Consider the following 22,759-nt stretch of genomic DNA (forward strand, 5'->3'; position numbering starts at 1 on the left):
CTGGAGCGGCTTAAATGAGTGATGCATTGATTTCGCATCATGCAAAGCTGAATCCACAACCGGGGGCGCCGCGCCATCAGCGCGCCCTCGACGTGGTGACACCTGATGCAGATGGCAATATCAACTGTGACGTAGTGATCATTGGCTCGGGCATGGGCGGTTCGACCTTTGCCCATGCCCTGCGCGATAGCGGGCTGGACATCGTTATCGTCGAACGGGGAGATTTCCTGCCCCGTGAAATACAGAACTGGAGCGCCGAATCGGTGTTCGCCGAAGGCCGCTATCGCAATGCCGAGCAGTGGCTGGATAAATCCAACCAACCCTTTTCCCCCGGGGTCTTTTATTACGTCGGTGGCAACACCAAATTCTATGGCGCCATGCTGCCCCGGTTCCGTGAAGAGGATTTTGCCGAAATTCAGCATGCCGAAGGCGTGTCCCCGGCATGGCCCATCCGTTACGCCGACCTGGAACCCTGGTACGCCGAAGCCGAAAAACTCTATCGGGTTCACGGCTCGGCGGGCTCGGATCCCAGCGACCCCTGGCGCTCGGGCCCTTTTCCCCAGCCTGCGCTCAAACATGACCCGGCGCTGGTGCCACTGGAGCAGAGCATGCGCCGTTCAGGGCTCAAGCCGTTCGTGATGCCTGCGGCCGTGGATTATGGCGACGGCGGTGATTGTGTATTGTGTTCGACCTGCGATGGATATCCTTGCCTCGTGGACGCCAAGGCCGATGCTGAAGTCAGCGCCTTGAGGCCGGCCCTGCGCAGCCCGAACATCAAGTTGTTGACCCGTACCCTGATCAAACAACTGAGAACAGGCGCGGACGGTCGGACGGTGACAGAGGCCCATGGGCTCAGCGCTGGCCGCGACGTGACACTTCGTGCGAAACGATTCGTCCTGGCGTGCGGAGCGGTGAACACCGCCGCCCTGTTGCTCAAATCAGCGAACGAGCATCACCCTGAGGGCTTGGGCAATAGCTCGGGGCAAGTGGGTCGCAACTACATGGTGCATAACAGCACGTTCATGCTCGCAGTAGACCCGCGGCGCAAAAACAAGGTGACCTTTCAAAAGACCCTTGCCCTCAACGACTGGTACCGCGCCAGTCCGCAAAATCCGTATCCGCTTGGCAATGTGCAGATGCTGGGGAAGATCCGCGAGCCGATGATCAGCGCCATGCGCCCATGGCTTCCAAAATTCGCCTCGCGCTACATTACGGACCATAGCGTCGACTTGTACCTGACCTCGGAAGATCTACCGACACAGGACAACCGGGTCATTTACGACAGGCAACGGGATGCAATCAAAGTGCTCTGGACGCCGAACAACCTCAAAGCCCATGAAGGCCTGGTAAGCAAAACCAGTAAAGTCATGCGTCAGGCAGGTTATCCCTTGATTCTCAGGGCACGGATGGGCATCGCCACCAACTCGCACCAATGCGGTACCGCCGTCATGGGCAAGGATCCCGCTTCAAGCGTACTGGATGTGAACTGCAAGCTGCATGACCTGGACAACGTCTGGGTGGTCGACAGCTCATTCTTCCCCTCTTCGGCTGCGGTCAATCCGGCGCTGACCATCGCTGCCAATGCCCTGCGGGTTGCAGCCAGTTTCAAGTGCCTGCCGGGTTGACCGGCAAACCCACCTGAAAACAGCCGCAGGGTATTTCCACACTGCGGCCTTGGCGCAACCTCTCAAGCATCGGTCGGCTGTACCTGCTGCGTCGAAGTCCGCACGATGAGTTTCGTGGAAAAGATCTTCCGTTCCGGTTCGAGTCGCGAGCCTGCCGGAGCATTCAGCTGCTCTGTCAACATCCGTGCGGCATACAGCCCCTTCTCCACCATCGGCTGGCCAATGGTGGTCAAGCCAAGCTGAACAGCCTCGGGAATATCATCAAAGCCGATCACGGAAAGCGCTTGCGGGACTTTACGGTTGAGCGCATGTGCGGTTTTCATGCAAGCGATGGCCATGACATCCGAGCAAGCCACGACCGCCGTGACATCGTTGGAGGTCAACAGCGTAAACGCTGCCGCTTGCCCGGACGTGGAATCCAGCCCACCGGCTTCGATGATGCTCAGGTCCTCAAATGCCAGGCCGGCCCTGCCCGCCGCTTCCACATACCCGGTCAGACGCTCCCTGACGATGCGCTCACTGGCACTCTTGAAGCGTTGCTGGCCAATCGGCCCGCGATAACCGTCAGGATTGAGCCGGTCGATGATGATGCCGATCTTGCGATGCCCCAGGTCCAGCAGATGTTGCATCTGAGTCTGGGCGGCGCCTCGATCGTCGATCCCGACGAAGAAAGAATCTTCCACCAGCGGCGAATCGATCACCACGAACGGAATGTTCTGTTTCACCACCGCCAATACCGCCGGGTGATCGTCCGGCAGTGTCGAAATGATCAGACCATCCACCAGGCCGCGCAAGGCAAGGCTGCCGTGACTCTCTGCCTGGGCCCGGCCGACGAGCCGGTTGTTATTCAGGGGAAACAGCGTCAGTGCGACATTTTCCAACTCGCCGACTTCACTGATCCCACGCAACAGGGCAATGGTGCACGGGTCGGCGAACGCCAGGGACAATTTGTCCATCATCATCAACCCGATCGCACCGATCTTGCCCGAGCGCAGGCTTCGTCCCAGCACGTTCGGCCCCGGATAGCCCAGGGACGCCGCGACCTCGAGGATATGCTCGCGCTGCGCTTGCGACAGTTTGGAGGGACGATTGTAGGCGTAGGACACCGCAGGCTGAGACACCCCCGCCGCCAGTGCTACATCTTTCATTGAAACGGATGCCATCGCTTGCTTCCCGATTTTTTTGAAAACCTCATGGGAGGTTATGAAAACATGAGCTCAGTGTAACCGTTGAGCGCAAACCTTCGGTATCAGTCGAGTCGCACTGATCATCACCGCAATCATGGATGAGGCAACAGCGAGCAGTGCGACGGACAGGCTGGTGGAGTGCGCGACAAAACCGATGACCGCAGGGCCCATCAGGATACCGAGGTAGCCAAGGCTGGTTGCCGCGGCGATGGCCAACTCGCCGGGCATGGCCCGTTGCGCGCCGGCCAGTGACAGATAGACCGGGGCAATGTTTGCCAAGCCGGCACCGATGACCGCGAACCCCACCAGGTTCAACCACCAGTTTGTGATCAGTACGACCATCAAAAAGCCCAGGACGACGATCAAACCACCGCCGATGAGCGCTACCCGCGAGCCCAGCTTCAGCACAATCCGGTCACCGTTCAGGCGCCCCAAGGCCATCATCACCGCAAACGTTGCGTACCCCAGACCGGCAATGGAGTGCTCAACCCCGCGTTCCTCGGTGAGAAAGACCGCGCTCCAGTCGAGAATCGCCCCTTCAGCGAGAAAGGCGAGCAGGCAGAGTGTGCCCAGCAGCAAAACCTTGCGGTCAGGCCTGACAAATATCGGACTACCCTCCTCACCGCTTCGTCCCAGCATCTGACGGCCGGCAGTCAGGACAAATGCGACCAGTGCCGCCATCACCGCGCTGCTCGCCAGCAATGGCGTAGCGCCGAGCCATAACAGTGCGGTCATGCCTGCGGCACTGACAATCGTACCCAGGCTGAACAAGCCATGGAAACCGGACATCAACGATCGGCCGGTGGCACGCTCGACCATCACCCCTTGAACGTTCATCGTCACATCCACCGCGCCACACCCAGCGCCGAACACGGTCAAGGCGACCATCAAGCCGGCGAACGAATGAGTCGTCGCCAGCATCGGCAACGTCAGCAATACCAATGCGATGCCGATGTGCATGGTAAAGCGGCAGCCCTTCCTCGCGTTCAGGACACCGGCAAGCGGCATCATCACCAGTGAGCCCAGGCCAAGGCAAAGCAACAGCAAACCCAACGCACCGTCATCGACTCCGGCCCGAGTGCGAGCATAGGGAACCAGCGGCGCCCAGGCGCCCATGCACAGGCCCGACATGAGGAACGTCAGCCGATAAACCGCCATATCCGGGGTGGCGCAAGGCATTTCCCATTCTTGAGACGACACGCAAACCTCTCCGTTCAGGCATGAAAGTTATACGTATAACCTAAAATAATCGGTTAGCCAATGCGCCGACACAAAGCAATGCGGCTTCACCCTGCACAAAGTTGGAGCAGATGCCAAAGATGACTAGCCACGGATCGTAAATTGATTGACAAGCTGTGGGCTGGCGATGTTATTTTTAGACGAGTTATACGTATAACTCATAAACACTCGTTTTCATACAGACGAACACCCTCACAAAAACAAAAGGGACGGCGCAGCCTGATGAACAACCTTCAAAGAACACCCATACCCAGCCATATACGCAAGGCACGCATCGCGACGTTCCTGGGTTTCATGATGATCGGCGCCATGATGTACATCTGGTCGACAGGCGTAAGCGTTTTCAGGGCGCAGCTGGGTTTTACCGGCGAGTCGGGGGATTCGAACTTCGGCTTGATTGCACTCGGGATCGGTGTGGGTTCCGCGGCAGGCGCGTTATGGGTGGGCCGCTTCCTGGATAACTTTGGTGCAAAGCCGGTGATTACGGTGTGCGCACTCGCCTATCCGCTCTCCATCATCCCGCTGGGGTTCGTCAGCGGCTTCTGGTTCGCGCTGTGCTTCGGCGTGGTCCTTGGGCTCCTGCGCGGCGCACTGGACACCGCCCTGAATGCCCATGGCGTTCAAGTCGAACGCTTCTACCAGCGCTCAATCATGTCTGGCTTCCACGCGTTCTATTCGCTGGGCGGCTTTCTGTTGGGGATGGTGTGCAGCTGGTTGACCGGCATCTACACCGACAGCGTGCAAGTGCCCTACACCGTGCTCGGCGTGGCGCTGTTCATCGTGGGCTGTTTTTTCAGTCGATGGTTGCTCGGCAAAAATGACGTCCCGCTGCCGTCAACCAGCGATTGGCAAGCCAGCGCACACCTGCCTGACGAGGCCGGCAAGCGACCATCGACCAAAACGCTGCTGGTGATGATTGGCCTGGGCGTCCTGCTGCTGGGCAGCATGATGGGGGAAAATGCGATTGCCGACTGGGGTCAGGAGTACATTCGTCGTGAGCTCTCGACGAGCACCTCAATGGCCGGCATGGCAGTCTCCATCTTTGTCGGCGCGGCGTTCGTCGGACGGCTGTTCGGTGATCGATTGGCCGCGGCGTTTGGGAATGCACGGGTGGTGTTCGGATGCGGCGCAGTGTGCGTCCTTGGCATGATCATCACCCTCGTTGGCGGCACCGCCTTGACCGGCATCGTCGGTTTCGCATTGTTCGGCCTCGGCCTGTCTTGCATCGCGCCCCTGATGATCTCCGCCGCGGGGCGCAGGGACCCGAAACATGCAGGCCGCAACATCGGCATCGTCAATTGCATCGGCTTCTCCGGAATGCTTATGGGCCCCGCCGTCATCACCGTCATCGTCAGCAACTTCGGCTTGAGCAAGCTGATGTTTTTCCCGCTGATCATGCTCGCTATCCTGGCGACCTTTGGCCCACTGTTGATGCGCGCACCCAAAGTCGTCACGCCCCAACAACAACGTGATGCGCGCAAAACCGGCGCGGCATTGAACAAGAGTGCCTCTAGCGTTTGAAACCCCATGAGGTGGTTGAGCGATCAACCACCTCGACCTCCCGAGCCCTAGATCATCGGTGAGCTGCTCACCACCCGCAGCGCCAACCCCTCGAACGCATCCAGCGTAATGGTGAATTCGCCCTCAGGCGTCAGGTCACCTTCGACCCGCTCATTGATGATGTCGACCACCGGCCCCGGTGCGATATTGGGCAGGTGCAGGGTTTCAGTGATCGGGGTCGAACCGAAGTTCAGCGCGGTGATTTGCGTACCTTTGCCAGCCGGCAATTCGTGAACCATGATCAGCAGCCCCGGATGCTCGACGTCCGGAATCAGTATCTGGCGACTGGCGGCGATGTCATAGGCACGGCGCGCAGCGAGGATCTTGCGCAACTGCGAGACGAACGAATCCGGATCTTTCAACTGGCTTGGCAAGCTGCCGTACAGGGTCTTCGGACGCGGCATCTGGCCGGCCGACAATGCCGCGTCAGGGTTGAGGTCCACCAGATCGTAGGCACCGCGATGAATCCAGCGTGTGTCGCCGTCGCCCATCAGATGCTCGACCTGTTCGGCCGGCAATGGCAACGCGCCGACCAGGTCCCAGCCAGACAATGCGAACACGCCAGGTTGCATGGCGTTGTACATCACCAACAGCAGATGAACCTGGCGAATCTGCTGGATATCCGCCGTCGTAATGGCCTCGAGATCGCGAATCCCCAACGCCGCCGTGATGATGCTCGCGGTGGTGCAGGACACGCCGTTGGTGACGAATTTCAGATTGTAGGGCGCATGCTCTCCAGTGAGGCGCTCGTACATCTGCTCGCGGATGTGCTCGCGCAGGATGCTGCCGGGAAAGGTCTGGCCCTGATAGAGGTAAGTATCGTGGGCGTGCAGGGTCCAGAAGTGCACCAACTCCAGGGTCAACTCATCATGATTCTGCAACGCATGGATCAGCGAGCCCGGATCGATGCCAAGGGTGTGCATCTGCCGCAGCATCAAGCGCAGGAATTCGGCATCGCCCATCAGCAAGGCGTGCTGGTAGGCGGGCCGAGTGATGAAGTCGTAGGAGAGATCCGCCCCGCCGTGGGACATGGCGGCGATATCGTCCACGGTCAGGTTCAGTTCCTGGAAACTGAAGCCGCCGGCCTTGCGAATCGCTCCAGCGAGCAACTGGTTTCCGGTGATCGATAGCGGATGGCTTTCGGACCAGGCGGTACCCTCGAGTTTGCGCTCGACGCCAAGAAATCCGTTGGCGTCCAGACGCAGGATTTTCGCCCCCGAGACATCGATGGCATGCAGCGCGTCCCCAATGACCATCTGCTGAGCGGCAAAGGTCGGGTCCAGCCAGTTCAGCGAAGGTTGCCCTTCCTTGAAGTAATGCAGGTAGACCCAACGACGCGGCTTACCGTCAACGCCCATCACCACCGGTGTCGCACTCCAATCGGTTTCCTTGACCCCTGGTTCGAAGAAGATCACCCGTTGCAACTGTCCGACGATGTAGTGCTTGTCCCGCAGGATGTCGACCTGCTGCGGGGTGAGGTTCTGCGCATCGCGCCCCTCGGCAATGTCGGGCAGCAGCGGCCAATCTTCCTCGCGGATTTCCACCATGTGGTAGAGCCCTGGGTAATCTTCATACGCCATCTCGGCCAAACGAAAATCCGCGCCTTTGCCGGTATGAGACGGGATGACATCTTCGATGACGACCGCATTGTGCGCGGCGGCCATTCGGGTCAATGCTTGCAACTGCGCCTCGGTGCCCAATTGCGGGTCGAGTTCGAAACTGATGCGGTCAAAATTGCCGTCAATCGTAGGTGTGTAGTCAGTGCCCGAAAGGCCACCGGACCTTTTCAAAGGGCCATTGTGGATGCCCTGGATACCGATTCTCGACAGCGCATGCCATAAGGTTTCATCCCCCAGCGCTTCAAGCACAGTGCCATTTTCGCCGATAACGATGGAGGCCGGGTACGCGGTGAACCACACCGAAGCCAATGCCGAGGCATCGCGAGGCCGAGTATGCGCATAGGGCTGCTGCCACATTCGGCCCTGGCCCGAGTAGAGCTTGGCGCGCTTCCTCGCAGTATTGAGCATCGATTGTTCGACCAGCCAGTCGACATGATTTTTCTCGGCTGCCGTCATGGACACAATCACCTCCGTCATGGAAAAAACCGCAGTCGCCCCTCTCCAACCGAAGCGCCGCTCGTTTTCATAGGAGGCCACCACACGACATTCGTTGCATCGAATCAGGAGAAAGCCTGCAAAGAACAATCGGCTGCAAAACCAGCAGCGGGGTTTCGGACAAAACATCGAGACGAAGGATCATAGATAGCCAGGATTCACCCGCATAGACTCCGGTTCGAATTGAACAACAACGCGTCCAAGGGATGCTTGGTCGTGTGCGATTCCACTGCAACCCCTTTTATCCCTGCGCAGCGGATGCGGAGCCACGTCTCCCATGTCGGCGGGATTGATCGCCTCGTCAAGCGTGCGATAGACGTTCCGCTACAGGTCATGGGATTTGACGATGTGCTGCCTCCCTGATGCAGCCCCTCCCCTCTGCGCCGATATCCATCATTGGAGAATGACATGAATAATTCGACGTCCCATCAAGGACGCCTTGGATCTTTGCGCGCGGCCGCCGTGGGAAATGCCCTTGAGTGGTTCGACTGGACGCTCTATGCAACTTTCTCTGTTTACCTGGCCCGCAATCTGTTCGACAAGACCGACCCCCGCTCCGCGATGCTCGCCACTCTTGCAGTGTTCGCGGCTGGATTCATAGCCCGACCTCTGGGCGGTTTTTTCTTTGGACGCCTCAGCGATGTCCTTGGACGCCGGGCCATCATGGTCATCACCATGATGCTGCTGGCGGCCAGTAGCCTGGGTATCGCCCTCATTCCGAACTATCAGGACATTGGCCTCTACGCTTCGTCGGCCCTGCTCGTCTTTAGACTCATACAAGGCCTTGCCCATGGGGGTGAAACGGGCGTTTCCTACACTTATGTCGCGGAGATTGCCCCTGCCAAGCACCGTGGTTTGTGGTCAAGTTCGGTGTACGTAGGCGTCACGTTGGGCGTCATGGGCGCGACGGCAGTCGCCGCCGCCCTGACCTGGCTGCTGGGTGCCCAGGCCATGGGAGACTATGGCTGGCGTATCGGCTTCGCCATCGGCGGCGTACTGGGTGTTTATGCGCTGTTCCTGCGCCGCAGCGCCCAGGAGTCGCATGTATTCGAGCAGCAACGACAGCAGGCCCAGCCACCCCGCAGGTTATCCAAGGGTGAAGTCCTGCGGATGACACGCAACATCGTGATGCTGGCTGCGGCCGCTAACGTGACCTATTACGCCTGGGTGACTTTTGGTGCTGCCTCGGCCATCGCCCAAGGCATGGATGCGACCGGCGCCTACATCGCCAGCCTGCTCGCCCAAGTCATCTGCGTATGCTGGTTGCCGGTTTGCGGAATGCTCTCTGATCGGGTGGGTCGCAAACCCATGGTGATCACCTGGGGGATTGGGGTGGTCGTGCTGACCTACCCCATCTCCATCATCGTCACCACCGAACCTTACACCTTGTTTCTTGCACAAACGCTGGCGCTGCTCGCCTGGGCTTCGATTGCAGCGATCTTTCCCGCCGTGCTTTCGGAACAAGTGCCGACCCAAGCGCGTGCACAAAGTGTCGGGTTTGTCTCATCTGTTTCGGTAGCCATTTTCGGCGGCACCGCTCCCTATCTGCATAGCTATCTCGTTGGCGTCGACCTTGAGTATCTGTACATCGGCTACCTGATAAGCCTGGGCCTGATCACGATCGCGGCAGGATATTTCATCGAAGAAACCGCAGGGATCGATCTCGCTGAAATCCGGGCACCTGGCGCCGGCTCAGCGGCGCTCTAGAAGAACCAACCCCATGCATAAGGGCACTTTATGAACGCCAATGATTCCAAGCGAACGGCCGCTCGCGGCGAACGACCCGGTGCGGATTTAACCGCCGCCGTGACCTCAGGCCCACGCCAGGGCGCGCGGGAGATCTGGGTTGAGGTTCCCAGTGAGAAAGACTCGGCAGCCGCATGGTGCTATTCCGATCGCCGCGCCTACAGCCCAGGCGAAACAGTCAACCTGCACCTGTCCTCGAACAGCCCCTGGGTTACGTTGAAAATCTATCGTGACGGCGCGCTGCCTCATACCGTTCACCAAACCGCCCCCCTCGCGGCAAGCTTCCATCCATTGCCCGAACGCGTCTACGAGGTCGGCTGCCAATGGCCAGTGTTCGCGCTATGGCCAATACCCGTGGACGCCAAGCCAGGTGCCTATGTGGTGGAAATGCGGGACGGTGCCGATGCCGTGCTCGGCCATCACCTGTTCATCGTAAGGGCGATGCGCAAATGCCCCGACGCACTGGTGCTGGTCGCTGCGACCTCCACTTGGGCCGCCTACAACGACTGGGGGGGTGCCAACCATTACTTCGGCATCCATCCCGGCACACCCCGCGGCCGCTCGCCTGTATTGTCAGCGCAACGCCCTTGGGCTCGCGGGCAAGTCTGGCTACCTGAAGACGCACCGCGCTCGATCAATGCTTCGAGGCCCAGCAAACCGGGGCCGGCGCGCTATGAATTCATCGAGTGGGCCTCTCTGTACGGCTTCAGCAAGTACTACGCCCTGGCCGGCTGGGCATCCTATGAACGTCTGTTCGTAGTTTGGGCCGAAGAACAGGGCTATACGGTCGACATCCTGACTCAGGATGATCTGCATCACGACCCCGAGGCGTTGGACGGGTACGCCTGCGCGGTCTTTGTCGGTCACGATGAGTACTGGACGCGTGAAATGCGCGACAACGTCGAGACATTTGTTGAAGCAGGGGGAAATGTTGCGCGCTTCGCCGGTAACTTCATGTGGCAGATTCGCCTGGAGAATCGCGGCGAACGTCAAGTGGCCTACAAATACGACGCCTCTGAGCTGGATCCCGTTGCGGCACGTAATGACATCACGCTCACGAGCGCCTGGGAGGATCCACGAGTGGGTCGGCCTGGGGCCAGCACCTTTGGCGTCAATGCACTGCGCGGGATTTACGGTAGCTTTGGGGGCATGGCCCCGCGCGGCCCGAGGGGCTTTACCGTGTTCAGGCCACAGCATTGGGCATTCGCCGATACCGGGCTGGGTTACGCTGATCTTTTCGGCGATGCGGCCAACATTTTCGGGTACGAGGTAGATGGCTTGGACTACACCTTCATCGACGGCCTTCCAGAACCTCTCGGCACGGACGGCGCACCGCCAGGGTTGCAGATCCTTGCCATGGGCTGGGCAACCATCGCCGAGCACGGCCGGCCGCAGGATGCGTACTCATTCATGCTGGGCGATGCAGATGCCAGGTTTCGGGCGTCACTGCTGGCTCCGGACATGAGTGATGCCAGCGTAAGCCAGCACAGCCGAGGGACTGGCATGCTCGTACATTTTCAAAAAGGCCAAGGTGTTGTGTTGACTGCTGCGTCCTGCGAGTGGGTAAATGGACTCAAGCTTGACGAGTACTCCACCGTGACCATCACCCGTAATGTGTTGGATCGTTTCTTATCAGCAAAGGCGTGATCTTGGCGGGCTCATCGTAGATGCCGTTGCAGTTCGGCCGGACCTGCCTGGCGCCGTTCATTCCACCGGCTCACTGCTTCGGCGGGCCTGTCGATTGACCCCTGGTGGCTGGCCATTGATACGCTTGAATGCACGGCTGAATGCCGCTTGTGAGGTATAGCCCAAGCGTTGTGCGACGGCGTCAATCGACAGGTTGCCCTGCGTCAGCCATTGGCTGGCGATCCGCATGCGCAACTCGGTGGCGTATCGCAATGGAGGCACGCCAATGGTGGCTTGGAATCGCTGTGCGAACACAGAGCGTGATACGTGGGATTCGGCTGCCAGCTCGGCCACTGTCCATTCGCGTCCGGGTTGGCGATGCAGGGCAAGGATAGAGCGTGCCAGGCGGGGATCTCGCAGCGCTGCCATGAGACCTTGCGCGCTTTCAGAGCCACACTCGACCCACCCACGTATGAATAAGGACGCGGCAACTTCCGCAAGCCGCGCCATGATCCCGGCATACCCGATGCGTCCGGCGCAGATCTCACGCTTGATTGAATCGAGTATCGCTCCAAGCCCTGGATAACGTTGACCACCGGTGTCCGCCACCATGACATCCGGCATCAGCTTGCCTAACCCCCGCATGCCTCCAAGATCGAACTCCATGCAGCCGTAGAACAGGATCGCACTGGGCGTGGAGAGCGTGCTCGGACAGGTGTTCACACCGCTGACAGCCTCGCCCAAGGGAGCGGCGTCAAGTTGGTCGATGTTCTGTACCGTGGCATCCAGGGCGGATAGCAGTTGGTGCCCATGCCCTTGCGGCACCAATACCGCGTCGCCTGCCGCTAGGTGACGGATCGCGCCATCGCCTGTACGCAGGATGGCCGTACCCACCGCCAGATAATGAAAGTAGGCATGGGCCGATTTGTGTTCGAAACCCAAGCCAAAGCTCGGCCCCGTTTGAATACGGCGGTACTGAACACCGCGTAGTCGCATCCCCGTGAGCAGTTCGCTAATCAGCTCAGAAGACAGAGCGAATTTTCCTGATTCAATCATGTTAGGTGTTTCGATCAAAAGACTAAGACTTAGCATCATAGATCATCCTGACGCTCAACCCTAGAGTGTGTCTCACAATCACTTTCCAAGGATTCTTGAGATGAGTAGCGATGTTCTTGACGCTGCATCTGGCAGCATTGCTGGAGTAGAGCCGGCCACCCCGGCATGGACGGCGGTTTTCTCCCTGGCCATGGGGGTCTTCGGCCTGCTGACGGCTGAATACCTTCCGGCGAGTTTGCTAACGCCGATGGCTTCGGACTTGAGCGTCTCCGAAGCGATGGCCGGACAAGCCGTGACCGTCACCGCCATGGTTGCGTTGTTTGCTGGGTTATTGGTGCCAGGTCTTACCCGCTCGCTTGACCGGCGCACCGTTTTGCTCGGTTTTTCAGCGCTGATGATTGCCTCCAACTTATTGGTGGCCATGTCATCGAGTCTGGTGGTCCTGTTGTTGATGCGGGTGCTGCTTGGCATTGCGCTGGGTGGGTTCTGGAGCATGGCGGCTGCCGTAGCCATGCGACTGGTACCGGCGAAATGGGTGCCCCGGGCGCTGTCCATCATCTTCAGCGGCATCGCCGTGGGAACAGTGGTTTCCGTTCCGCTGGGTAGCTACCTGGGCGGTCTCTTCGGCTGGCGCAGTGCCTTTTACGCGGCAGCGGCGGTCGGCGTGCTGACGTTGATCTTCCAATGGTTCACCCTACCCCGCATGGCGCCTCGGAAAATGTCACGCACAGCCTCCGTGCTGGAATTGCTCCGTCGTCCAGGCATCGCCATGGGCATGATCGGATGCGTGCTTGCCCACACAGGTCAATACGCATTGTTCACCTACATCCGTCCCGCACTTGAAAGCGTTGTACCCATCGACACCGATGGCCTGGCTTTAATGCTATTGGGTTTCGGTGCCGCCAATTTCGTTGGCACACTCGTCGCGGGTTGGCTGATGGAACGTAGCTTGCGCCTGACATTGATCCTTATGCCTGCCCTGGTAGCCGTGGCCGCGCTTGCCATGATCTCGCTTCCTCTGCAGGCGCCGGGACTGGCACTCGCCGTCGTCCTCTGGGGCCTGGCTTTCGGCGGGGTGCCGGTTTCCTGGTCAAATTGGGTGGCACGCGCGGTTCCGGATCAAGCCGAAACCGCAGGTGGGATGGTCGTCGCTGCGGTGCAGTCGTCAATCGCCGCGGGAGCTGCACTCGGTGGGTTGGTGTTCAGTTTTAGCGGCGTAATGGGCGTCTTCATCATCGCAGGCGCAGTGATGCTGCTGGCGGCTCTGATGATTGCGCTTTGTATTCGAGTGGAGTTGCCGATGCATGCTGGGGGTGAACTGTCAGGACATTCCCGACTAGCGCGTTGAAATCGAATTTCTACGCATGCCGCAATTCGGGGCCAGATGTCGCAAACCAGAGTAAGCGCCGTGGGGTTCTAGCTCCGAACCCCACCCTCGTCACCGTCGTGACAGGCCCGATCGTCGTACAAATGCTGGCCATTTTAATTGCTCACAAGTGCTGCCAAGTTCATCTGAGCTTCTGTAAAGCAAATACCTGTTGCAACGCTTTCCTGAACAGTTGGACGGGGCTGCAAAGTTACTGGGCTGAAGCGTGAAAACACTCGAACGGGACGCAGACTGCGACTGATGTATATCGTGAAGAGAGCTGAAGCTTTCACCGGGTCAGCTTGTCTGCATTAATGAAAGTAGACCCATAGTACGTGTCATCGTAGATGGGAGACATGACAACCCCAGCGTCACGCGTCAGCTTGCAGTACATGCCCAGCAACCGGAGAATAGTCTTTCTCATCATCGAGTGATTGCGGTACAGCGTGTCGGAGTTGATTTTGAGACCGTCCTCCGAAAGCTTGTCCTTCACAAATTCGGTGATGGTGTGCTGGTTGTCACACGCATTGAAGATTGCCGGAACCTTCAACTCAGCGATCTCAACGGACTCGGCGCCATGGGGGTACTTTTTCCGAGCAGCATGATCATATTCGCGCCACAGTTGCAGCTCCACCATGCCCGCCCCCAGGATGCCCAGCCAACTGGCCAGCGTCCCCGTGTGCATACGCAACCGCACCTTACGAGTGCCCCACCGCTCGAAGAAATCCTGGACCTGCGCCGTGCTCGCCAAATCCCGCATATTGATTAGTGGGATGCCGCGCAAGCTCGACTTGGTAGTGGCCTCATTGAAGTGCCGTTGTATATCTAGAAGACGATCGACCGTCGCCTCCTTCAAGTTGAACTCCTGCTTTCCAAGAAATACGCAAATAGAGTTGTCCTTGCTTATCATCATGTTCAAGCCATGCACAATCATTTCGTAGTCGGCAAGCAACGTAAGACGTGTTATGAACTTCTCATCAAATTCGCTACCTATCCGATCCGGACTGTTTTTCGTCACCGGCAGCACCCCTGCAACAGTTAGCCAGCAATAGACGCCCACTGACACATCCCTGAACTCGCGGACAAAGCAGCGTTTAAGCAGATCTCGCCGGACCAGCGCCGAGTAGGAAACGAATTCACCCTTCAAGGAGTCAGCAATTTCCAAGGCGTAACTAGCCAAAACGCCCGTGGACTTTTCTGTCATCGCAAGCATGACAGCCATCTGGAAAACATTCGTATGGCGCTCGACAGCTTCTATCGTCTCCTTTGACAAGTCCGGCGGAGGCACCTCCACCGGGATAGCCTGTCTCAACTCCTCAGTGGTGTTGGCCAGGCTTACCTCCAGAAAGTAGTACGCTAGATGCTTGATGATCTCGGACTCACGACCCGAGTGTCGACTTTCAGCCATCTGCGTAACTCGCTGAATAACCATTTCAAGCTGTCGGCGCTCCTCGGCGTCCATGCCTCGGTAAACGACCAGTTCGTTAAAGAAAACCAAATCCAGGAAATCTAGACCAGCCTTCTGTGCCTTGGTGATGCGAGCCATTTACGCCTACCCTTTCCGCTCTGCCTCTGCGGCACCCGCCGCCACACCGACGCCTACCGCTGCACCCGCTGCAGCTCCGGTCGCCGCCACTACCGTAGCACCCGCCGCCATGCCCCCGCCTCCCGCAGCGATAGCACCACCACCCAGCGCCGCCAGCGAGGCGTTGGTCAGCGCAACCCCTGAGAGCGAGCTGATGGCTGTACCGGAAGCCGTTGCGCCCAACAACCCCGTCGAACCAATAACGGCAGCGATGGGGCCCGCAAAGGCCGCGGCGGCACCACCCGTGGCAAGAGTACCGAGGCATACCAGCGCCGTCTTGCCAGGGTTCTCCATCACCGTGTCGACTGCCGAATTGGCCAGGTCACTCACAGTATCGACCGTCGCAACCGCCAGATCGCTTACCGCACCCACTGCACTGTCAACAAAATCAAAAACCGAATCGAAAAAAGACATGTTGAGCTCCAGATTCTGCCCGGAAGACATTTCCGAACGACTGGACGCTATTGTGTTAAGTCGATTTCGCGCGGGCTATTGGTAAAAAAGTCGTACTATTTTCTACACTGGTAAAGCAAATGGAAAGTGAAACCCATCAATAGCCCTCAAGTGATGACATGAAACACGATTCGTGAACAATCGGCATGGTCGGAGAGGTGAGCTTCCGGCAACGTCAAACAGCTTGAGCACTGCATGTTCTGGAATGACACTGGACGCCTCATCAGAATGAAAGGTGCCTCCCACGTGGTGGTAGTTTCCAACCCGAAGGTGGTGGCAAATCTGATCGAAAAAAGCTGCGCAATAAATGCAATTGGCAACACGAGGCCCGCGCATGCAGGTCTTTTGCCGTTGCCCGTGAAATTTAGTTTTTCGTCAGTCTGGTCGCGACGCTCATCGCTTGGAGAAAAAGGCCTGCAGTGCGCAAGCCAACTCGACCGGCGCCTATTCAGCGACGTGATGATCACTGTCAGTGCCTGCGCCGGTGACTTTCTGTTCTGCTCACTGCCTTGATGAGACATGACAACAGGACCTAGGATCGCAAAGGCAAGAACAGACATGATGAGGAGAATCAGCCCCATGAGCCCGAACCTTGCCGATTTTTATAGCGACTACATCGCCTGCCTGAATGCACAGGACTGGGAAAACCTGGGCCATCTTGTGCACCCGGATGTGGTTCACAACGCGAAACCATTAGGGTTGCACGGCTATCGAAGCATGCTGGAAGCGGATTATCGGGCTATCCCCGACTTGCGCTTCGCCATTGAATTTCTGATGATCGACCCACCTAAATTGGCGGCTCGCCTGGCGTTCAATTGCAGGCCGGCTGGGGAATTCCTGGGCCTTGCGGTGAATGGGACACGCATCTGCTTCGCCGAAAATGTCTTCTACACGTTCGAGGACACCAGGATCCGCGAGGTCTGGTCGGTCATCGATAAGGTAGCGATCGAAGCTCAGCTCCGATCAGCGTAGCGGATGCCTCCACTCCGACGGGCCCGTTCCAACGTGGCATGCAGATTGCTCCAACCCCAAAAGAGGCACTGGTCCGCCTCCACTTGAGCAGAAACGACTCACAAGGGGTACATGCCATGCATAGCGTGTTTTATGCGACAGGCCAGCTAACGAGACTCCGCCTGAAGCCTTTTGATTCCAGGGCCAAGCCCATTGAAACGAAGCCTTCACAGTTCCTGGAAACTGAAGCCGCCGGCCTTGCGAATCGCTCCAGCGAGCAACTGGTTTCCGGTGATCGTTAGCGGATGACTTTCGGACCAGGCGGTACCCTCGAGTTTGCGCTCGACGCCAAGAAATCCGTTGGCGTCCAGACGCAGGATTTTCGCCCTTGAGAGGGCAACGTCCTTTCCTCAACGATCTCCGCAGGGCTTGGCCCCCTTGTTCGATGGTTTCTCAGGTAATACGGATGTATCCGGCTTCTCAGCAACGCAGCAGGAAAAGTGTATTGGCTGGACGCTTATCACCACTTTTCGGGACACTGCTCGAAATCACCGCCCATAAGACTCTAAACTCTTTAAGCGGGGATCATCTGGGGCTACGTCTCGCATATGCCTGATGTATTCGACGGCGTGGGTCCTCTCGCCCTGCTTGAGATACAAATAAATCAGCGCGTAGAGCAGATCGGGATCATTCGGCGATCGTTTCAGTCCCTCATGCAACACTCCAATAGCCTCGCCGCGACGATGCATACTTGAAAGCAAGAGCGCTTGGTTGTAACGAATGCGCGGACTCTCGGGCATCGCCGAGGCAGCCTTCTCCATCCAGAGAAGCGCCTCCCTTTCGCTTCCTTTTTCCACGAGCAGCAGGGCAAGCATGTACGCCAAATTGCCATGATCAGTGACTGGCATCTTCTCCAGACTTAAGCCTTCGCGCAGTAATCGCTCAGCCTCATCCTGACGATGATGTGTATTAACGAGGGTTACAAGCTTGATCCGCGCAGGGGAAAAATACGGATCCAACTTCAATGCCTGGCGATATTCATTCATTGCCTCATCAGCATTCCCTTGACGGGATAGGAGTTCTGCCAGATTGAAGCGCCCTCCAGGCAGATCCGCGTTACCACGCAACCGACGCTCATAGTCCGCCAACAGGGACCTGAATCGATCTCTCTGTGCTTCTGGGATTTGCGCCATAGGCAGATCTGATAGCGCACGTACCGCTTCGTCACGCACTGCCAACGCAGAATCGCTGATCAGCGGCAGGAGGGATCTCACACGCTCTGTAGGTGGCATGCCAGCAAAGCCTGAAGCCGCATAAGCTCTGACGAGCGCAGCTTCGTCCTTAAGGGCCTCAGCCATATTCGGGAGCGCCACCGCGCCAATTTCCGCTATCTGCTGCACGGCGGTGGCCCGGACAATGGGGGGATTGCTCTTATCTCGAATGACCTCCCCTAGCATACTCAGGGCGTTGATATTTCCTTCGTGGACGTCACGAAACACTTCCCCATATTGAGCTGGGCGCCGGGGTTCACCGAACCAGTTCTCAACGGCACCGGCCGCCCACTCCGGAGAGCGGCCCTGGTGGCAAGCCGTACAAGCGTCGGGACTGCCTGTCTTGCGGTTTAGATCAGGGCGAGGAATCCGAACAGCATGGTCACGCCGGAGGTCCACAGACATGTAGATAGTCGCTGGCATATGGCAGTTGACACATTGGGCTCCTGGTGAGCCCGACGGGTGGTGATGATGGGATTCGCTGTCGTAGTCCCCTGCTTTGAGCGTTGAAAATCTGCTGGCAGGAGGGCGAGCATTATGGCATTGGAGGCAGAGAGCGTTTCCTTCTAGCCGAACCTTGGTGGTATGTGGGTCATGACAGTCCGTGCACGCCACTCCGGCGGCATACATCTTACTCTGGGTGAAGGAACCGTACTCGTACACTTCGCTCCGAATCTGCCCATCAGCGTGGTACATATCAGCGCCTAAGGTGACTGGCAGGCTCTGATGCAATTGTGGATAGCCGGGCAATTGCCCAACACCCAGCGTCTGGCGACGGCTATGGCAGAAGGCACATTGCTCAACCTGCTCGCGCCCGTCCATCGATTTGAAATTCACCTGCAGTCCAAGGCCACTGATCGAAGTGTCCTGTCCCGAAGTTTGTTTGCGTTGCATCCAATCAACATGAGTCTGCCCTGGCCCATGACATCCCTGGCAACCCACACTCTGCTCTTGCCAGGTGCTGGCAAAACTGTCTTGCTGCTCGTTATAGCCTTTGAGCAGGCGGGTTGAATGACAATCCGCGCACATGGCATTCCAGTTTTGATAGCGACCAGTCCAGTGCAAAGGGTCGTTAGGCGTAAAGCGTTGCCCCGGATAGAGAGAAAACCAGCGCTGTCCCCCTTCTTCTCTTGAACGGCTATCCCAAGCGACGGTTAGCGCCTGCAAGCGACCGCCGGGAAAGGCAACCAAATACTGCTGTAGAGGGTAGAAACCGAAGGTGTAGCGAATAGGAAAATCTTCCGGTAGCCCATCTTCGCCTTCGATATTTACGAAGTAGTCCTGGCCTTTGCGAAAAAAGCGGGCTTGGACTCCCCCCTCCTCGAAGACGACGTCATCGAATTTACCCAACACATTGCCAAGAGTGGCATCGCGCATCGCCCAGCCGTGGTCCGACGCATTCCATTGCTCCGCCTGTGTGGCGTGACAGCCCGTGCAGCTATCAGCGGGAGCATATCCTTCGCGCTCTGTCGCCAATGCCGGAGGAAGTCCACCGCTGTGGGCGCTTTCCGAGCTTGTGCAGAGGAAGGCTAAAATCAAGATAAAAGCACCTGAGCGTATCCAGCGCAGGACGCTTAACCACACAGCTCGGCATCCCACTTTTCTGTCCAATGCATACGTCGCGCTCTTCTAAAGGTGCTTGCCCTAGCAGTATGCCTGCCACCCGGAGAAATCCATCCACAGATGGCAGGACCTTGTGCGTGTACCGTTAACCAGACAATGGATTAACGGATGCCAACCTTGCGCAATGCTGAGGGCGTGTAATCCGAAGAGGAAGAAACGGTGCCGAATTCCATCGGCGAGCGCTCTTCGTTGCGTAAACCGGAAACCACGTAACGGCCGTTGTGCAGGTCATAAAGCGCTTCAACACTCAACCAAGGGATCTGCTTGTCGTATACCTGGGTGATGAATCCTTCGCCGACCCTCCACAAGTCCCCCCGCGCGTCGTAATGTTCAGCAACTACTATTTGCCAGCTATCCTCGTCGATGTACAACTTTCGCTTGGCGTAGACATGCCGCTCACCTTCCTTCAAGTCCGCCTCAACGACCCATACACGGTGGAGTTCGTAGCGGGTCAGATTCGAATTGATATGGCCGGGCTTGATGATTTCGTCGTATTTTAATTCAGGGGATTGAAGCTTGTAGGCATTGTAAGGGATATACAACTCTTGCTTGCCTATCAGCTTCCACTCATAGCGATCTGGCGAGCCATTGTACATGTCGGTATTGTCAGCTACTCGCTGCCCCTCCGCGCCAGGCGAGGGGCCGTCATAGGCCACCTGGGGCGCCCGGCGCACCCGGCGCTGGCCTGCCGTATAAATCCATGCTTTGCGAGGCTCTTTCACTTGGTCGAGGGTCTCGTGTACTAGAAGTACGTTACCCGATAGGCGTGCCGGCGAGGTGATCGCTTGCATGTAGTAAAAAAGCACGTTGCCCGGATTTGCAGGATCGAAATCTTTGACATGGTCACGGTAGGTGAACCACTGGCTCATCGTAACAGGCACGTAACTTCCGTCGACAAGCGGAGCCGTCTGCATAATGGTTCGCTGAACACTACCTCCCCGATAACGCGCAATATGGTTCCACACGACCTCGATGCCATTCTGAGGAATGGGAAAAGGAATCGCCGTCGAAAACCCTTGCAGGCCATTCCCCCCCTCCATCAACGAAGCGGATATGGCGTTCTGCCTGATCGATTGTGCAACCGACTCTGGAACGCTTGCGGTACGGTGGGTGGGGTACACGGGCATCTGGAAGGAGTTCGGGTAGCGCTTGAACAGGGCCAACTGGCCCTCGCTCAGCTTATCCCGATACTGTTCGGCATTCTTCGCTGTGATGGTAAACAAAGGCGACTCCGATGCGAACGGATCACTGAGATGCCCAAACGCATCGACGGTCCCGGCCTTGCCCTTCAGACCACCGTTCCAAGAAGGGATACTGCCGTTCTGGTTCCCGGAGCGCTCAGCGCCTACCGGAGTCAAGCTACTCTCTAACCTTGCTGCCTGATCCGCAGGCACCGCCGCGTGAAGACCCAAAGCAACAAGCGCCAGGGCTATGCCCGAAAGGGAGATCGATAAATTTTTCATGGGGAGTCCTCAGAAGGTAACGCCAAAGCTAAGGGCGACGAAGTCACGGTCGGCGCTCATGTTGTAATCGCCGCCGAAATAGTTTGTGTAGGAGAGACTGGCGTTGTAAGCACTTCGATAGGTTGCATCCAATCCCACGCTGACGGCCTTAGATCCCTCACCAAATCCCGGCTCGGGGCCATAGCCGTCGACGTCATGCGACCAGGCCAGACTTGGGCGTAACTGGACAGCGGGAATCAGGTTGTCGTATTCCCAGATTGCACGGGCGCGATAACCCCAAGAGGTGGTGGTTACAAAACCAGAATTGTTGCAGTACTCACCGCGGCATAGAGCGTTATCGGGATACAGCTCTCCTTGGCCGAATACCGATGCTCTGCCATAGCGTAGGCCTCCTCGCCCTTCCAGCCCGCCCACATGAGTCACGCCGACCTCTCCCACCAACGTCATCCGGCTTGCCCCCATGACGCTTTCAAACAGATGAACACCAGTAACCTGTGCCTGAGTTACCTCCTTGCGCTGATAACCATTGGAGGGTGCGCCATCTCTTATCGAATAAGCCCCCGAGGAGTAGATGGGGGTAGTAGCGGGATTACCTACGGCAGCTGCCGTCAGGTCAGGTGAGTTAAGTTGTAGAGGCAAATTCGGTCGGTAGCTTACCTCTCCTGAAAGAGTTGTCCCTGTACTCAGCATCGTGCTGAAGCTGAGCCCATAGAGGCGGATGTCCTCTGGATAGTCTACGTAATATTGAGACGTTCCCAAGCGGTAGGCCGAGACCAGTTGCCTGCCAGCCGCGCTAGATAGAAAGCCGGCGCAACCACCAGCAGGAATGCCCAGGTTGGAGCAAAGCTGCGGGGCAAAAGCCAGGTTCGTAGTGTTGGGGCTGGAGATTGAACTGACGTAGGGTTGGCGACTGTGGTAGTTAGCCGCATACGCACCAAACTCTGTATCCAATGCTGATGAAAACCAATGAAGGGCGACACCCCACTGACCATCGTCCCGAGGCTCATTGTTTTTCGCCCGCTTGATCTCGACACCTTCGCCTGTCAGGTTGATTCCGAAGGGGCTGAGAGCCTGTTGCGCAAATGCGTTTTGATCGAGCACCGGTCCGACTGTGGCTCCTCCGCATCCATCTGCCACGAAGTCGTTCTGCGAGAAAAAGGTGCCACAGTTCTCGACAACGGTCTTCTCCCAATCCAGCTGATAGAACATGTCCATGCTGAATTCTTCGCTCAACGTTTGCGACAGGTAAATCATATTGACCGGAATCAAGCCTTCCTTAACCTCGGCACCCGGTTGGCGAAGCGCAGAAACGTCAATGGTGTTCATCGAATTGATGCCACCGCGGATAAAGGTGCTTTCTCCCCAGTTAACGACCTGCCTGCCGATTCTGACGGTACCTGCGAGGTCATCCATTAACATATAGTTGTGGTACAAGAAGGCATCTAAAAGCTGCGCGCCAGAAGCTTTAGCCATTGGATCACGACCACTTTCCTCAATATCCTTGAAAGGCCGGCTTTCATCTTTCAATTCAAAGTCGTACCAATACTTGCCACGCATGAATATGCCGCTATCGCCGTACTTCAGCTCCAGATCATGGATCCCCTTGAAGACCTTGGAAAAAGTTTCACCAGAATCGAAATTTCGGCGTCCATCATCCCCGCTACCCCCCCAGAGATCTTTGTCAGGAGACTGGGTGGACCAACTTGCCCCTACAGAAAGAGAAGAGTCGAACTGCCCTTCAATTTCGCCTATTTTGAATGACACAGCATGTGCAGAAATTGGCATAAAGCCACATATGCCCAGCACGATGGGCAGACGAGTAGAGCGGTTATTTATCATTGTTATTATCTCTCGGCATTCGCACTAATACAGGTGAGAACTACGGGTGTATCTA

16 protein-coding genes are annotated in these 22,759 nt (G+C 57.5%); 6 read left to right on the forward strand and 10 right to left on the reverse strand.

Going from position 1 to position 22,759, the window contains the following annotated elements; all coding sequences use genetic code 11:
- The first annotated feature begins 14 nt into the window (after window positions 1-14).
- Window positions 15-1,625, forward strand: a complete 1,611-nt coding sequence (locus BLT00_RS28150; RefSeq protein WP_092147993.1) for a GMC oxidoreductase — start codon at window positions 15-17, stop codon at window positions 1,623-1,625.
- Window positions 1,626-1,687: 62 nt separating this feature from the next.
- Here the strand turns inward: BLT00_RS28150 and BLT00_RS28155 are convergent, their stop codons facing one another.
- Entirely contained in the window at window positions 1,688-2,788 is a 1,101-nt protein-coding gene (locus tag BLT00_RS28155; protein ID WP_092147996.1) for a LacI family DNA-binding transcriptional regulator, read from the reverse strand.
- 54 nt (window positions 2,789-2,842) lie between these two features.
- Entirely contained in the window at window positions 2,843-3,970 is a 1,128-nt protein-coding gene (locus BLT00_RS28160; protein WP_256572656.1) for an MFS transporter, read from the reverse strand.
- Between the two features lie 303 nt (window positions 3,971-4,273).
- On the opposite strand from BLT00_RS28160, the gene BLT00_RS28165 reads away from it, so the two are divergent.
- The gene (locus tag BLT00_RS28165) at window positions 4,274-5,572 is read left to right on the forward strand and encodes an MFS transporter (RefSeq protein WP_092148003.1); all 1,299 of its coding nucleotides are present in this window, start codon (window positions 4,274-4,276) and stop codon (window positions 5,570-5,572) included.
- Window positions 5,573-5,619: 47 nt separating this feature from the next.
- Here the strand turns inward: BLT00_RS28165 and treS are convergent, their stop codons facing one another.
- Window positions 5,620-7,686, reverse strand: a complete 2,067-nt coding sequence (gene treS / locus BLT00_RS28170) for a maltose alpha-D-glucosyltransferase (RefSeq protein ID WP_092148183.1) — start codon at window positions 7,684-7,686, stop codon at window positions 5,620-5,622.
- 447 nt (window positions 7,687-8,133) lie between these two features.
- Here treS and BLT00_RS28175 point away from each other — a divergent pair, with 447 nt between their 5' ends.
- Together BLT00_RS28175 and BLT00_RS28180 are read left to right on the forward strand one after the other, a co-directional pair.
- On the forward strand, window positions 8,134-9,432 hold the full coding sequence (locus BLT00_RS28175; RefSeq protein ID WP_092148006.1) for an MFS transporter: 1,299 nt from the start codon (window positions 8,134-8,136) through the stop codon (window positions 9,430-9,432).
- 30 nt (window positions 9,433-9,462) lie between these two features.
- Complete coding sequence (locus tag BLT00_RS28180) at window positions 9,463-11,118, forward strand: N,N-dimethylformamidase beta subunit family domain-containing protein (protein WP_092148009.1); 1,656 nt, start codon at window positions 9,463-9,465, stop codon at window positions 11,116-11,118.
- A 57-nt stretch (window positions 11,119-11,175) separates the two neighbouring features.
- Here BLT00_RS28180 and BLT00_RS28185 read toward each other — a convergent pair whose 3' ends face one another.
- A complete protein-coding gene (locus BLT00_RS28185) occupies window positions 11,176-12,189 on the reverse strand; it encodes an AraC family transcriptional regulator (RefSeq protein WP_256572655.1) in 1,014 nt (337 codons plus the stop codon).
- A 64-nt stretch (window positions 12,190-12,253) separates the two neighbouring features.
- Here BLT00_RS28185 and BLT00_RS28190 point away from each other — a divergent pair, with 64 nt between their 5' ends.
- Complete coding sequence (locus tag BLT00_RS28190) at window positions 12,254-13,501, forward strand: MFS transporter (protein ID WP_092148015.1); 1,248 nt, start codon at window positions 12,254-12,256, stop codon at window positions 13,499-13,501.
- Between the two features lie 307 nt (window positions 13,502-13,808).
- Here BLT00_RS28190 and BLT00_RS28195 read toward each other — a convergent pair whose 3' ends face one another.
- The 3 genes from BLT00_RS28195 to BLT00_RS28205 form a co-directional block, all read right to left on the reverse strand.
- Entirely contained in the window at window positions 13,809-15,065 is a 1,257-nt protein-coding gene (locus tag BLT00_RS28195; protein ID WP_092148018.1) for a hypothetical protein, read from the reverse strand.
- Between the two features lie 6 nt (window positions 15,066-15,071).
- On the reverse strand, window positions 15,072-15,518 hold the full coding sequence (locus BLT00_RS28200; protein ID WP_092148021.1) for a hypothetical protein: 447 nt from the start codon (window positions 15,516-15,518) through the stop codon (window positions 15,072-15,074).
- Between the two features lie 146 nt (window positions 15,519-15,664).
- Entirely contained in the window at window positions 15,665-16,138 is a 474-nt protein-coding gene (locus BLT00_RS28205; protein WP_092148024.1) for a hypothetical protein, read from the reverse strand.
- Here BLT00_RS28205 and BLT00_RS28210 point away from each other — a divergent pair.
- Window positions 16,137-16,529, forward strand: coding sequence for an ester cyclase (locus BLT00_RS28210; protein WP_092148027.1), 393 nt, complete (start codon window positions 16,137-16,139; stop codon window positions 16,527-16,529). The two genes, BLT00_RS28205 and BLT00_RS28210, sit on opposite strands and share 2 nt — an antisense overlap.
- Window positions 16,530-17,056: 527 nt before the next feature.
- On the opposite strand, the gene BLT00_RS28215 is transcribed toward BLT00_RS28210, so the two are convergent.
- The 3 genes from BLT00_RS28215 to BLT00_RS28225 all read right to left on the reverse strand — a co-directional run bounded on the left by BLT00_RS28215 (window position 17,057) and on the right by BLT00_RS28225 (window position 22,704).
- Complete coding sequence (locus BLT00_RS28215) at window positions 17,057-19,318, reverse strand: tetratricopeptide repeat protein (RefSeq protein WP_256572630.1); 2,262 nt, start codon at window positions 19,316-19,318, stop codon at window positions 17,057-17,059.
- A gap of 185 nt (window positions 19,319-19,503) precedes the next feature.
- Window positions 19,504-20,865, reverse strand: a complete 1,362-nt coding sequence (locus tag BLT00_RS28220; protein WP_092148030.1) for a DUF1329 domain-containing protein — start codon at window positions 20,863-20,865, stop codon at window positions 19,504-19,506.
- A 9-nt stretch (window positions 20,866-20,874) separates the two neighbouring features.
- On the reverse strand, window positions 20,875-22,704 hold the full coding sequence (locus BLT00_RS28225; RefSeq protein ID WP_371856967.1) for a DUF1302 domain-containing protein: 1,830 nt from the start codon (window positions 22,702-22,704) through the stop codon (window positions 20,875-20,877).
- Window positions 22,705-22,759 lie beyond the last annotated feature (55 nt).

The organism is Pseudomonas sp. NFACC51, from assembly GCF_900103575.1.
GTDB lineage: Bacteria > Pseudomonadota > Gammaproteobacteria > Pseudomonadales > Pseudomonadaceae > Aquipseudomonas > Aquipseudomonas fluorescens_Q.